Raw genomic sequence first — 13,513 nt, 5'->3', positions numbered from 1 at the left:
TACTTTAAGAGTATGCTGAAAAGGAGACCATTATGAAACAGATTTTTATTGGGATTATACGCTTTTATCAAAAGTTCATTTCTCCGATGACACCACCAACATGCCGCTTTTATCCAACTTGTTCTCATTACGGATTAGAGGCGTTTCAAAAACATGGTGCACTCAAAGGTTTTTGGCTTACTTGTAAGCGTATATTAAAATGTCACCCTTTCCACCCGGGAGGATTTGATCCTGTCCCAGATAAAAAGGATGACAAAGTAAATTCTTAATTGTCGTAACCATTCACAACTAAATCTAATTTTCCTGTATCAGGATCTATAACAAGACCGTGAACAGGTACTTCTTCTGGAAGTAATGGATGGTTGCGAAGTATTGATACACTATGTTCTACACTTTCTTCTACACTAGAGAACCCTTGTAGGAATCTTTCTAAATCGATTCCAGAATAACGGAGTGTATCTAATTTCTCATTTGTTATACCGCGCTCTTTCATCTTCTCAATTGTACTGCTTGCCTGAATTTTTGCCATACCGCAATCGTGGTGACCAACTACACAAACTTCATCAGCACCAAGTTCATATACAGCAACTAAAATACTACGCATAATACTTCCGAATGGATGTGAGATAACAGCTCCTGCTACTTTAATAATTTTCACATCACCGTTACGCATATTCATTGCTTTTGGTAATAATTCAACAAGACGAGTATCCATACAAGAGATAATTACCATTTTTTTATTCGGGAATTTTCCCGTTTCATACTCTTCGTATCTTTTCTCTTCAACAAATTTTTCATTGTATTGTAAAATCTCTTCTAATGACTTCATAGTAAAAAACCCTCTTTTCTCTCATTTACATTACTTATATAGTGTACCAAAATATGAAAAACTCAAAAAGGATATCGCTTTATAGTAAAAATAGGATATTTTCAGATAATCGACATAATTCTTTCAAAATATACACACACCTTTGTAACAAGTCCCCTCTATTTCAAACGTATTTTCACTATAAACTGATTGTAGATAATGTAAAAAAGGAGTGAATATTCATTATGTCCGACGTTCTGTTACTGAGTCGTTTTCAATTTGCAATTACTATTTTTTATCACTTTTTATTTGTACCTTTGACAATCGGACTTGTCATTTTAGTAGCATGTATGGAAACTCAATACGCCCGCACATTGAATCCAACATACCGTAAAATGGCAAATTTCTGGGGTAAATTATTTACAATTAACTTCGTAATGGGGATTATAACCGGGATTACGATGGAATTCCAATTTGGAACAAACTGGTCTGAGTACTCCAAATATATGGGAGATATTTTCGGATCACCTCTCGCAATTGAAGCACTTGTTGCCTTCTTCTTAGAATCTACTTTCATGGGAATATGGTTATTCGGTAAAGACAAAATTTCACCAAAGTTCCGTGCCTTCTGTATGTGGATGGTTGCACTTGGAACAAATATTTCCGCACTTTGGATTATTACAGCAAACGGCTTTATGCAAAACCCTGTTGGCTACGTAGTACGTAACGGCCGCGCTGAATTAAATGACTTCTGGGCACTCGTTACAAATCCATATGCTTGGAATATGTTCTTCCATACTGTCATTGGTTGTTATATCGTAGGTGCTTTCTTCGTTATGGCAATTAGTTCCTATCACTTATTACGTAAAAACGAAGTGGAATTCTTCAAAAAATCATTTAAGTTTGGTTTAATGCTAGGTTTATTCGCCGCAACAATTACACCGTTTATGGGACATCAATCTGGTGTATCAGCAGCTAAATATCAACCAGCAAAAGGAGCTGCGATGGAAGCAGTTTGGGAAACTGGAAAAGGACAAGGCTTCTCAATTGTTCAAATTCCTGATGTAAAAAATGAGAAGAACTTTGAATTCCTTACGATTCCAAAACTCGGAAGCTTCTTCTATACAAACTCATTTGATGGCGAAATTGTTGGTTTAAAAGATATTCCGAAAGATGAACGTCCAAATGTTAACCTCGTGTATTATAGCTTCCGCTTAATGGTTGCACTTGGTATGTTCTTTATGGCATTAACTTGGTACGGCTTCTATTTAAACCGAAAAGGAAAACTAGAAAACTCAAAACGTTATTTAAAAATTACAATATGGTCTGTCTTACTTCCTTATATCGCGATTAACGCAGGATGGATTGTCGCTGAAGTAGGTCGTCAACCATGGACAGTATATAAACTAATGCGTACAGCAGAATCTGTATCGCCTATATCAGTTCCACAAATTTGGTTCTCATTAATTAGTTTAATTTTGTTCTACACTTTACTTTTAATTGCAGACGTATACTTAATGCTGAAGTTCGCGAAAAAAGGACCTGCAGCATTAGAAGAACCTGCTACTGAGGGAGGTGTGGCTCATGTCTCATGATATGCTTGCAATCATCTGGTTTGGTTTATGGGGCGTGATTTGGACAGTTTACTTCATTCTTGATGGGTATGCACTTGGTAACGGAATGATTTTCCCTTTCGTTACGAAAGATCGACAAGAACGAAATCAATTACAAGAAGCAATTGGCCCATTCTGGGGCGGTAATGAAGTATGGTTAATTACAGCTGGTGGCGCAACATTTGCTGCCTTCCCAGTCACATATGCAAATATGTTTAGTTATCTCTATACACCGTTATTCTTAGTATTACTTGCACTATTTGCTCGTGCCGCTGGGCTGGAATTCATGCATAAAGATGATTCACCGATTTGGCAAAAAACTTGTAAATGGGCATTTGCAATTGGGAGTTTTTTAATTGCTTTCCTATTCGGTGTTACGTTCGCTAATCTTTATTACGGACTACAAATCGGAAAAAATGGTTATGAAGGAAATTTACTTAGCTTATTAAACCATTACGGTATTTTAGGAGGATTGTTCTTCACTGCTATATTTGTCGTATCCGGTGCCCTTTGGGTCATGATTAAAACGACTGGTGAAGTATCCGACCGTGCTTATAAAATCACGAGACCGTTTTCAATGGCAGCAGCTATTATTTTAGCTATCTTCTATGTAGCAACTGCTAATCGGACAAACTTGTTCCAAAACTTTACGGAATATCCGGTACTATTCATTCTTCCAGTACTTGCAATGTTAATGAGTGTACTCGCACTTATTATGGTGTACAAACATAAAATTGGCCTTGCATTCACATTCGTTTGCCTAACAATCGCAATGTTTATGACAACTGGCTTTGCAGGTATGTTCCCAAGAATGTTACCATCTCGTATTAACGATGCATACAGTACAACGTTATACAACGCAGCTGGTAGTCAATTAAACTTAAAGATTATGTTCTTCGTTGCAATGGTCATGGTACCAATCGTTATTGGATATCAGCTTTGGAGCTACAGTATCTTTAAAAATAAAATTCATAAAGACTCTGCTAAAGGGTATCACTAAAATAAAAAAAGACACTTCGGTTGAAGTGTCTTTTTTATACGTATGATTTTTAATAAGATGTTATATTTCTAATCTAACAACTATAATACAGAAGAATCATTAACAGCTCACAGCTAGATTGTATCATAGGGCAACTTCATCATTTTATGCAATTTTACATATTGTGCTATAAAGTAAACTGTATCCCCTGATCATTCACATCATTATCCCATACATCAGCTGTACTAATTCCGCTAAACGTTTGTACTTTCATTCCTGTATTTGATGATCCCGATCCATTGTAAGCTTTCGTCTTTTCAATCGGCTGTACGTTATATTTATCACCTACATTAATTGTTCCATTGCAGTTTTCAATAATAACACCTTCCACAACTGCTGGCATTTTGTCACCCACTTTCATTTCTTTACTTTTATTTTATGAAAATCGCCTAGAAAAATAGCATGTTTTAATAAGAAAAAGCACTCAAATTGAGTGCTTTTTCCTTAAGCATAAAGACAAGTTTGGAGACAGTTGACTTCTTCAAAATTTTATTAGGGGTAATATTTTGAAAAAGAAAGCCTTTCATATGTAGGTTAACACCACTGGAATATATAGTAAATTGATAATATTTATACGGAAGATTGCTAATGTTTAGTATAGATAGTTTACACTATGCTAACAGTGAAAACTATCTATACTAATAAAAAAAAAGTGCCTTCAAAGAAGCCACCTTTCAAAAACAGACACTATAAAACAGAATTATTTATTGTTATACGATTGTTAGATACAAAAAGTAGAGGGAAATGTTTGTATTAAATTCTGCTTTATAAAGTCTGTCTACAACTTATATTGTAATCCTCTTCATTTGAAAAAAAATATAATATGCACAATTACATACAAAAAGAAAAAGCACTCTACTGAGTGCCTCTTCAACCATTTTACTTTTAATATATCGCTTTGAATATATTGTAACATATGTATCCATATATTTTATTGAGAAAATTCAAAATCCTTTTTCTTTCATTTTTACTTATATAATCATGTAATATAAAAGGTATGTCAAATTCTTATACAAGTTGAGGTGTACTATATTTATGCTGTATTTTGGAATTATTCCTCTTATATTGTTTATTATTTTTCTTATCTCGTATTTAAAAGATCCGCGGAAAATAATAAACGGCTTTTTATTTAATGCCTTTATCTGTTCATTTCTATTATTTTGCGCTATAGCCTCATTTGAGTCTGGTAATAACGATTTACATTTTATCGTTATCATCCCCATGTTAGCACTACTTGTAATGATTCCTTTTGCTATAGTCGCTTTAATGTTCGGACTCTTTCTTAATGCAAAAATTTTAATGCAACGTGAAGGAAGACGCTTCACAAACTCTTTAACTTTAATTGCTGCTTTAGGGATTTTATTCTTTATAATGCTCCCTATCATAAATCCAGCAAATTTATTCTCAGAGCATTTTCAATTTATCTTTGCTGCTATCTCTCTTATAACTATGTATTTCTTTGTGCATTTATCTAACTTCTTAAGCGCATATTTTTTATATCAATTCAACAGACCAAGACGTAATCAAGATTTCATCATCGTTCTCGGTAGCGGCTTAATTAATGATAAAGTACCACCTTTACTTGCAAGTCGTATTAATAAAGCTATCGACTTTTATTGGAAACAAGCAGCTGTGAATACACCACCAACAATTATTTTTTCTGGTGGTCAAGGTCCAGATGAAGGCCTTCCAGAAGCGGAAGCGATGCAAAATTATGCTGTTGAAAAAGGAATTCCTCTTGAACATACAGTGCAAGAAAATCGCTCTGTAAACACATATCAAAATATGTTGTTCTCTAAAGAAATTATGGATTCTTTAAAAACAGAAGGTAAGTATAGAAGTATTTTTACAACGAATAATTTCCATCTTTTCCGCGCTGGTATATATGCAAGACAAGCTGGCCTTAATAGCCAAGGAATCGGATCAAAAACTGCATTTTATTACTGGCCTAACGCAATGATTCGTGAATATGTCGCAATTGTTGTTATGGGACGTAAGCGCCATATGAAAATATGTGGAACTATTTTAGGCTTCGCTTTATTCCTAACAGTAATTAGTTTTATTGTTTCTTAATAGCTATCAAATAAAAATTCCTCTGAATGCTTTATGCACAGGGGACTTTTTTATACCTTTTTGTTCATCAAATTTAAATAAATAACGTAACAGCATACAACACATTAATTATTCCAGAAATCACTCCAACAATAGCAAATGTTTTACTCGTACCCGTCACTTTTTTGTTTAAACCCAATATAGAAAATACGATAGCTACACTACCAATAAGCCCCCATAAGTTTATAAACCAAGATATTAATCCAGTGATGAAACCGACTAAAGAAAAAATTTCTATACTACTATTAGAACTGCTATTCGAAAAACTTCCCCCTACCGTTTTATAGCTAAGACTCTCCCCGCACTGCCCGCAAAACTTGTTGCCCTCGTTCGTTTCATTTCCACATTTCGTACAGTATCCCACATAACCCCCTCCCTAAGGTTAGTGCCCCAAATGTATATATCCATACTATTCATTCTACTTTTTCATATTAAAATTATGACCACTCTCTAATCTTCTACAGTTGTATTTAAAATAATAATATGGTCATAATATTCCCTGCATACATCCATTAAAGGAGAATTTTTTCAAATTAAATGTTAAAATAAAATTTAGGTGTGAATTATGTAACAAACAAGAAACTAGTTTGAAACGAGGAAATTATATGGAGAAAATTATCAAAAACAAGCCCAATAAGCTAAAAATTGCTTCGAAAGCTTTGATGATTATTATTGGGGCATTTATCACAGCGTACGGATTAGAAGCAGTATTAATTCCAAATAACGTATCAGACGGTGGTGTGACTGGTTTAAGTATCGTTAGTTCAAGATTATTTGGATTGCCATTAGGAGCTCTAATCGCAGTTATTAACATTCCTTTCGTTTGGTTAGGATATAAGCAAATCGGTAAAAGCTTTGCAATTTATTCTATTATTGGAATCGCTTCATTAGCAATAGGTACCGTTGTCATGCACGGAATACCAGCTATTATCGAAGGCGATACATTATTAGTTACAGTTGTTGGTGGTATTATTATCGGTTTTGGTATGGGACTAGCATTACGTAACGGTGGGGCATTAGATGGAATCGATATGCTAGCTGTATTGCTTTCTCGTAAGTTACCATTTGGAACGAGTGACCTTATTTTATTCTTAAACATGTTCGTATTTATTTTCGTATCAACGGTATTCGGCCTTCAAGGAGCTATCCTTTCGGCAATTGCTTACTTTATCGCTTCGAAAGTGATTCATATCGTTGAAGTTGGTTTAAGTGGTTCAAAAGCATTTAAAATTATCACAAAAGAGCCTGAATTAATGGTAGAAACAATTCGCGATCGTTTAGGCCGAAGTGCAACATATAACGAAGTATACGGTGGTTATTCAAGAGAGAAATTCAAAGAAATTTCTTGTGTAATTAACCGTTTAGAAGAAAGTAAAATGAAAGAACTTATTAATGAAATCGATCCACACGCCTTTATTACAGTTTATGACGTAGCAGAAGTAAAAGGCGGTAATTTCAAGAAACGTGATATTCATTAATCATTATGAAAAAGAGGGTGGGCCAACAATTTGGCACACCCTCTTCTTATTATTAAATTGCTATAGTTGTCAGTTTTTTTCAGTACGTAGATATATTTTTACTCGCCCCACCGACTCCCACGTTTAATCCACGCTACATACTTTTGAAAAGCCGTCACTTCATGTTGAAAACGCAGCGGGATATACAAAAATAAAGTGCATGTACACAGTATCCATAGAATACCTACTACAAAATGAAATTTCATTGTCGTGCTAATAAACAAGCTGAGGAATAATACAAGGAACATAATTACACTAAATCTTTTATACGTAGTCATACTATCCCCTCCTTATACTTCAATTGTACCAGTTATAAGGAATTAATTCCCATAACAAAAAAAGACCAAAAAGTAATTTACACTTTTCGGTCTCTACACTATCTTCTCTTCGTAATCTTTCCTGAACCACCGACCCTCGTTTTCGGGGGAGATGTATTCCTTGGCGGAGTTTTAATAGATGATTTCGGCTTCACATCTGATCCGCTTGAACCGCCTGGTGTTTTTGTAATTTTACCCTTGCTTCCAGTAGAGGGTGGGGGCGTCGTATTACTTCCTTTTTCAGTAATACTTCCCTTATCACCTACTGATGGTTTCGAATCTACATTATCGCCTCGCTTAATAATAGACCCTTTCCCTTCCTTCGTAATTGGAGGTGGGGTTTTCTTTTCTTCTTTCGTAGGTGGTCTCTCTGGAATGACTGGTTTATGATTTTGTCTGTCGTTATATCCTCGATAATCACCGTATGATGATTTTCGTGAACCAAATATATCGTTTAATATGCTACCCATAATATATCCTTGCAAGAAGGACGGTTGATAATTTTGACGGACAAATTCTTTATTACTTATTTCAATTAACGTATCCGATGGTTTCTCTTTATCCTTTTGCAAGTTATAAATCTTGTCAGAATAAACGAGGAACATTTGATTTTCGTCTTCTTTAGATGCTTGCTTCGGTTCTCTTTCGTTAATGAGTTCCTTCGCTACTTCAGGAACTGACCGATTGGCGGCCCTATACACGTAAGATTCTTGTTTACCTTCCTTTGCGACAGACTCAAGTGGATAACGGTCTTGAATCGACTTTGTCTGCCCGCCTTGACAACCTGATAAGGCATAACCAGCAACAACAAGTAATATAACGATAGCAAGTATAGGGATCACAAACGATTTAATCATGGTAAACAATCGGTTTGACATGATTACGCCCCCTTACGTTGCTCTTATAATTTGTACATCAGCAGGAATGATTGCTTCTCCCTCATACATCATTGTGCGACCATTTTGCCATTCAATACGCAATAATTTTCGATTATCTGATTGGAATTCCCATACGTACTGTTCCTCTGAAGCTGAGAATGGTGTTTTCCCCATCACAACAACACGTCCGTTATATTGTTCTTCCATATGGTACTCAGTATCATCCATTTCAATTGTCGTCGGAATTTCATCAATTGAATCTAAGCGACCATCAATTGGAGTATATAATTTGTAATACGTATTTTCACGATCTTCAATTTTTAAATAACGAATATCTTTTCCATCTTGCAGTGTTAAAACAATTTCTTTACGAGAATGCATACTCGTTTTCCCAGTCAATTCGTACATAACTAATGAAACTTCAATCATATCGCCAGGAGCTAACGTTAAAAGACTCTTTTCCGGCTTCGGTGGCTCTGGGCTTTTCATTATATTTTTAATTCGTTTAAATAAACTCATGATCTACCCCTCCTTTTCTCTTTATAAACAAGCACCTAAAATTAGTGCACCAACAATATGTAATGATCCAGCTAACATCGCATGTGCAACGCTACCTTCTTTCGTACCTTCTTCTAAATCTAAGCCAGACATTTTCTTTAACACAAATTCGATAAACATTTCTACAACTAATAAAATAACGAAAGAAACTGCTGAAGCAAGAAGCGCCTGCCATAAGTCATTTGCTTTCGTGATTGATTGAGATAAAATGTACCCTTGTGCAAATAATTTCATAATAAAACGAGTTGTTACAGCTGTATTTCCATTTTTGATTTCTTTTAAATCATTGTATTTTGTAAAAATTGAATCAACCCACATAATTGCAAATAAAAGTACTGCACTCGCTCCAGTCCATACAAGCATGGCAACTACATTCATCCATGTCATTGCAAAACCTCCTCAAAAATATAATAGAAAACCGACATGAATTTGTTTAGACATGTCGGTTCATTTGTCTTTATTCTATATTATTTCTCATACTGCTTCATAATACGAGCCAATTCATCGTCAACAGCAGAATTTTTGTTTAAGCTTGCGAATTCATCATCTAATGACTTTTCTTTCTTATAAACTTCACCGCTTGCTTCCGCTTCAGCCTCTAATTGAAGAGCTTTCTCTTCCATACGGCTTAAACCAGCTTTTGCTGAATTTGAATCAAATCCAGACATTGCCTGATTAATATTTTTCTGTGCTTTCGCTGCATTTACACGTGCTACAAGTGTTTCACGTTTATTTTTCAGCTCTGTTAATTGCTTGCGCATTTCTTCTAGCTTAAGGCGCAGGTTATCAGCAGCAGCTTTATTTTGCTCGTAGCTTGCTTTATATTCATTCATTTTTTGCTCTGCATTTTGTTTTTCTTCTAATGCACGGCGCGCAAGATCTAAGTTATTAGCTTGAACAGCCATATGAGCTTGCTCTTCACGTTTTTTCACAAGTGCTTCTTGCTCTTCAAATAATATTTTGAATTTCTTCTCAAGTGCGATTTGAGCTGCTACACTTTTCTCAGCTTCTTGTACATCGGCTTGCATATCGCGTAAATATTGATCAGTCATCTTAACTGGATCTTCCGCTTTTTCAATTAATGAATACACATTTGACATTGTTAAATCTCTTAATCGTTTAAATACAGACATCTAAATTCCTCCTATGATAAACCTCATATTTCAAATTCACTACTTGGAAAACTGAAAAATCTCCCTTTACAGTAAAGAATATTCATTTTACAGCCTATTTGTTTATTATAACAAAACTAATATGTCCTTACATGTTATTTCCAAAATACATCCATTATAATATGACATTCTATATACAATATTGTATTTATAATATATTCTCATTATCCCTCTTTGAAATTAACTTACTTTTGTGCGATTTCACTAAATTACATAAGTGTAATGTTACTGTAAGCTAACTCGATAGTTGCATTCTGATATTTCTTATACACTAATACCAGAAGCAACAAACAAGCTTCTTCATATGTAAGCAATAATACAAAAATTGTATTTACTATAAAACATATAAAAGGAGAAATCATCATGAAAAAATTAGTAGGAATCGGATTAGCAGCAGCAATTTCATTTGGTGCATTATCAGGTTGTTCTTTATTAGGAGAGAAAGCGAACGGTTTTGTACTGTACGGCTCAGAAGAACAAGTTCAGCAAATTACAGATAAAAACAAAAAAGAAGTGAAAGAAAAAGACTTCTATAAAATGAAAATGACAACATTAGATGGTAAAAAAGTTCTTGTAATGGATAAGAAAACTGGTGAAGAACTAGTGAAAAAAGAGTTACTTAGCAAAGTTGATGAAAAAGACAACACGAAACCACTTGATAAATTACCAGCTGTAACAACAGAACAAGGTTTATTATTTGCAAAAGAAAAAGTAGAAAATGCTACACTTGATGGGGCAAAATTAAAATATGAAGGCAACACAATTATCGGAAGTGGCCGTGCATATACAGATATGTATGCGATTGTCGATGACGCAACTTACAACAGTGTAAAAGGTGATGAAAAATCTGTAGGTGTATTAAAATTTGATAAAGACCCAAGTAAAGAGTTCCCTGGTTACAAAGGCGTCGAAGCTTCTCAACTTGTAAAAATTAAAAAGTAAAACAAAAAAGCTTTGCAATTCGCAAAGCTTTTTTCTATTTATTATGAGCAATTTGTTCCATATCCGGATTACAAGTTTTCGACTGACATGACTTATTTAAAGAACATGCTGCGCATTTTCCTTTTTTACTTCTCTTTACAAAATTAACTAACGTGTATGCTGCATAACCAAAAATGATAGCTCCAATTATAATATTGACCATCATTATACATCTCCTTTTAGAATCCTAGTAAAGATCCAACTTGGTATATAATAAGCGTTAATACATAAGCAACAACGAGTGGATAAACGACTGAGAAAATCGTCCATTTCGCTGATCCTGTTTCACGTTTAATAACAGCCACCGTCGCTAAACATGGAACATATAATAAAATAAAGAACATAAATGCATAAGCTGATAATGCTGTATAATGTGCTCCCATTACGTTTCCAAGCACATCTTCTTTAACTGCATAAATAATTGCCATTGTAGAAACGACAACTTCTTTTGCTAAAAATCCTGTTAAAAGGGATGCTGCAGCTTGCCACGTTCCGAAGCCGAGCGGTGCAAATAACGGTGCGATAAACCCACCAATCATCGCTAAGTAACTGTCTCCCATATCAACACCAAATCCTGATGGACCTGCATAGTTTAATAACCAAATGACAACAGAACCACCAAAGATGAATGTACCTGCTTTACGAACAAATCCTTTCCCTTTCTCCCACGTGCTTAGCCATAACGTTTTCGCTTGTGGCACGCGGTAAGGAGGTAGTTCAATTACGAAAATAGACTTTTCCGCTTTTAAAATTGTAAGAGACATAATTTTTGTAACTAGTAATGCAAGAACAATACCTGCAACATATAAAGAAAATACAACAGTTGCCTGACTATGAGGGAAGAATACGCCCGCAAATAATGCGTATACAGGCAAACGTGCCGAACAAGACATAAATGGTGTTACAAGAACTGTAAGTAAACGTTCTTTTTCTTGTTCAATCGTTCTCGCTGCCATAATACCTGGAACGTTACATCCAAAACCGATAATCATCGGAATAAACGCTTTTCCGTTTAAACCGAAGAACTCCATAATTCGATCCATAACAACTGCAATTCGCGCCATATATCCTGAGTCTTCTAATAATGAAATGAAAAAGAATAGTGCAAAGATTTGTGGTACGAATACTAATACAGCACCAACACCGGCAATAATACCTTCTGTAACGAGCGCTTGAATAAAATGAGAAGCTCCAATACTTGTAAGTCCAACCGTCACCCAATCCGTAAGCTGGCCACCAAAAAACTCATCTAACATATCCGATAAAGGTGTCCCAATCCACGTAAACGTAACCTGAAAAATAAAAAACATAACTGCTAAAAAGATTGGAAGTCCTAAAATTTTATGCGTAATTAGTCTATCAATTTTTTCCGAAAAAGGAATTTTCCCTTCTTTCTCATGCTTCATAACATTTGTTTTTAACTTTTCAATATACGCTTCACGAGTTTTGTAAATGTGCTCTTCCAACGTACAATCAAGTTTTCCCTCTAGGCGAGATCGAATGGCTACAAGTTCCTTATAAATTGGTAATGCTTTTATTTCTTTTTCTACTACTTCGTTATTGCTTAAAAATTGAAGTGCTAACCATCTCGGATGCTCGTAATTCGCTTTCTCTAAAAGAGAAATTACCTCTTCAATTCCTTCATCCATTTGTACACCATATGAAATAATGAATGGTTTTTTCTCGTTTTTGTCATTTTCTTTAAGGGTCGCAAGTAGTTCTTCACAACCTTTTCCACTTCTTGCAACGACAGGAACGACTGTTACGCCTAATAATTCGGATAAACGTTTTACATCGATCACAATTCCTCTTTGCTTCGCCACATCAACCATATTTAGACCAATTGAAACTGGCTTGCCAAATTCGAGCAACTGCAACGTTAAATGCATATTTCGTTCAAACTGCGAAGAATCCACAATATTTAACATATGCTGAAATTCTTCTGTTAATAGGAAGTTTGTTACAACACCTTCATCACGTGAAACTGGATTTAAATCATAAACACCTGGTAAATCAATTAATGTTCCTTGTCTATCTTTTAATTTACCAACCTTTTTTTCTACTGTTACACCGCTCCAGTTTCCTACGTATTCATAAGAACCAGTAAGTGCATTAAATAATGATGTCTTTCCTGTATTTGGATTCCCTAGCAAAGCAACCTTATTCACGCTAATTCCACCTTTATCATTTTCGCGTCACAATGACGAATACTAATTAACTGTCCACGACACTCCAATGTACAAGGACCTTTGAACATCGCCTTTTGCTTCATACGAAGTTCGCTTCCTTCAGAAAGACCGAAAGCAGCCAATCTTCTCTTTAGTAAATAATCTAAAGACTGAACACTTTTCACTAGCACTTTCTCACCGATTTTAATATCTACTAAGCTCATAACCTTCCCCCTCCGAAGAGAATGATAATTATTTTCAGAAGAATTATAGCACACTCTATTTCTCTTGTACTATACCCTTTTGCTTCATATTTATTAACATTTCGCTACAATTCTATTTCAATAATT

At 34.9% G+C, this 13,513-nt stretch carries 17 protein-coding genes; 6 read left to right on the top strand and 11 right to left on the bottom strand.

Annotation, left to right across the window (positions count from 1 at the left end):
* Positions 1-32: 32 nt before the first annotated feature.
* A complete protein-coding gene (yidD, locus tag CN409_RS26335; protein ID WP_000809334.1) occupies positions 33-269 on the top strand; it encodes a membrane protein insertion efficiency factor YidD in 237 nt (78 codons plus the stop codon).
* On the opposite strand, the gene CN409_RS26330 is transcribed toward yidD, so the two are convergent.
* Entirely contained in the window at positions 266-829 is a 564-nt protein-coding gene (locus CN409_RS26330; protein WP_000838173.1) for a beta-class carbonic anhydrase, read from the bottom strand. The two genes, yidD and CN409_RS26330, sit on opposite strands and share 4 nt — an antisense overlap.
* A gap of 224 nt (positions 830-1,053) precedes the next feature.
* On the opposite strand from CN409_RS26330, the gene cydA reads away from it, so the two are divergent.
* On the top strand, positions 1,054-2,403 hold the full coding sequence (gene cydA / locus CN409_RS26325; RefSeq protein ID WP_001286178.1) for a cytochrome ubiquinol oxidase subunit I: 1,350 nt from the start codon (positions 1,054-1,056) through the stop codon (positions 2,401-2,403).
* Positions 2,393-3,421, top strand: coding sequence for a cytochrome d ubiquinol oxidase subunit II (gene cydB, locus CN409_RS26320; protein WP_097981116.1), 1,029 nt, complete (start codon positions 2,393-2,395; stop codon positions 3,419-3,421). The genes cydA and cydB overlap by 11 nt, the downstream gene beginning before the upstream one ends.
* A 166-nt stretch (positions 3,422-3,587) precedes the next feature.
* On the opposite strand, the gene CN409_RS26315 is transcribed toward cydB, so the two are convergent.
* Entirely contained in the window at positions 3,588-3,821 is a 234-nt protein-coding gene (locus tag CN409_RS26315; protein WP_002005871.1) for a spore germination protein, read from the bottom strand.
* Positions 3,822-4,498: 677 nt separating this feature from the next.
* Between CN409_RS26315 and CN409_RS26310 the strand changes: the two genes are divergently transcribed.
* Complete coding sequence (locus tag CN409_RS26310) at positions 4,499-5,533, top strand: YdcF family protein (RefSeq protein WP_057187512.1); 1,035 nt, start codon at positions 4,499-4,501, stop codon at positions 5,531-5,533.
* A 73-nt stretch (positions 5,534-5,606) separates the two neighbouring features.
* On the opposite strand, the gene CN409_RS26305 is transcribed toward CN409_RS26310, so the two are convergent.
* Positions 5,607-5,936, bottom strand: a complete 330-nt coding sequence (locus CN409_RS26305; protein WP_016077177.1) for a zinc ribbon domain-containing protein — start codon at positions 5,934-5,936, stop codon at positions 5,607-5,609.
* Between the two features lie 241 nt (positions 5,937-6,177).
* On the opposite strand from CN409_RS26305, the gene CN409_RS26300 reads away from it, so the two are divergent.
* Entirely contained in the window at positions 6,178-7,050 is an 873-nt protein-coding gene (locus CN409_RS26300) for a YitT family protein (protein WP_000411240.1), read from the top strand.
* A 98-nt stretch (positions 7,051-7,148) separates the two neighbouring features.
* Here the strand turns inward: CN409_RS26300 and CN409_RS26295 are convergent, their stop codons facing one another.
* The 5 genes from CN409_RS26295 to CN409_RS26275 form a co-directional block, all read right to left on the bottom strand.
* Positions 7,149-7,367 carry a hypothetical protein gene (locus CN409_RS26295; protein WP_000214757.1) on the bottom strand — a complete coding sequence of 73 codons (219 nt, stop codon included), beginning with the start codon at positions 7,365-7,367 and terminating at the stop codon, positions 7,149-7,151.
* 98 nt (positions 7,368-7,465) lie between these two features.
* A complete protein-coding gene (locus CN409_RS26290; protein ID WP_000071190.1) occupies positions 7,466-8,284 on the bottom strand; it encodes a DUF4247 domain-containing protein in 819 nt (272 codons plus the stop codon).
* Between the two features lie 12 nt (positions 8,285-8,296).
* On the bottom strand, positions 8,297-8,803 hold the full coding sequence (locus tag CN409_RS26285) for a DUF4178 domain-containing protein (RefSeq protein WP_000051750.1): 507 nt from the start codon (positions 8,801-8,803) through the stop codon (positions 8,297-8,299).
* Between the two features lie 21 nt (positions 8,804-8,824).
* Positions 8,825-9,229, bottom strand: coding sequence for a DUF350 domain-containing protein (locus CN409_RS26280; RefSeq protein WP_000220087.1), 405 nt, complete (start codon positions 9,227-9,229; stop codon positions 8,825-8,827).
* Between the two features lie 80 nt (positions 9,230-9,309).
* Positions 9,310-9,975: a PspA/IM30 family protein gene (locus tag CN409_RS26275; protein ID WP_000110281.1), complete on the bottom strand. Its 666-nt coding sequence runs from the start codon at positions 9,973-9,975 to the stop codon at positions 9,310-9,312.
* A gap of 402 nt (positions 9,976-10,377) precedes the next feature.
* Here CN409_RS26275 and CN409_RS26270 point away from each other — a divergent pair, with 402 nt between their 5' ends.
* The gene (locus CN409_RS26270; RefSeq protein WP_000737467.1) at positions 10,378-10,956 is read left to right on the top strand and encodes a lipoprotein BA_5634 family protein; all 579 of its coding nucleotides are present in this window, start codon (positions 10,378-10,380) and stop codon (positions 10,954-10,956) included.
* A 34-nt stretch (positions 10,957-10,990) separates the two neighbouring features.
* Here CN409_RS26270 and CN409_RS26265 read toward each other — a convergent pair whose 3' ends face one another.
* The 3 genes from CN409_RS26265 to CN409_RS26255 are packed head-to-tail and all read right to left on the bottom strand — an operon-like array spanning position 10,991 to position 13,387.
* Positions 10,991-11,161: a FeoB-associated Cys-rich membrane protein gene (locus CN409_RS26265; RefSeq protein ID WP_000989591.1), complete on the bottom strand. Its 171-nt coding sequence runs from the start codon at positions 11,159-11,161 to the stop codon at positions 10,991-10,993.
* Between the two features lie 13 nt (positions 11,162-11,174).
* Positions 11,175-13,163 carry a ferrous iron transport protein B gene (feoB, locus tag CN409_RS26260; RefSeq protein ID WP_001044862.1) on the bottom strand — a complete coding sequence of 663 codons (1,989 nt, stop codon included), beginning with the start codon at positions 13,161-13,163 and terminating at the stop codon, positions 11,175-11,177.
* Positions 13,160-13,387: a FeoA family protein gene (locus CN409_RS26255; RefSeq protein WP_000060521.1), complete on the bottom strand. Its 228-nt coding sequence runs from the start codon at positions 13,385-13,387 to the stop codon at positions 13,160-13,162. Before CN409_RS26255 ends, feoB begins: the two co-directional genes overlap by 4 nt.
* Positions 13,388-13,513: the final 126 nt, after the last annotated feature.

Origin of the sequence: Bacillus sp. AFS012607, assembly GCF_002558005.1 — a bacterium.
Taxonomy (GTDB): Bacteria; Bacillota; Bacilli; order Bacillales; family Bacillaceae_G; genus Bacillus_A; species Bacillus_A thuringiensis_S.
This window is presented reverse-complemented; position numbering and strand designations above follow the sequence as displayed.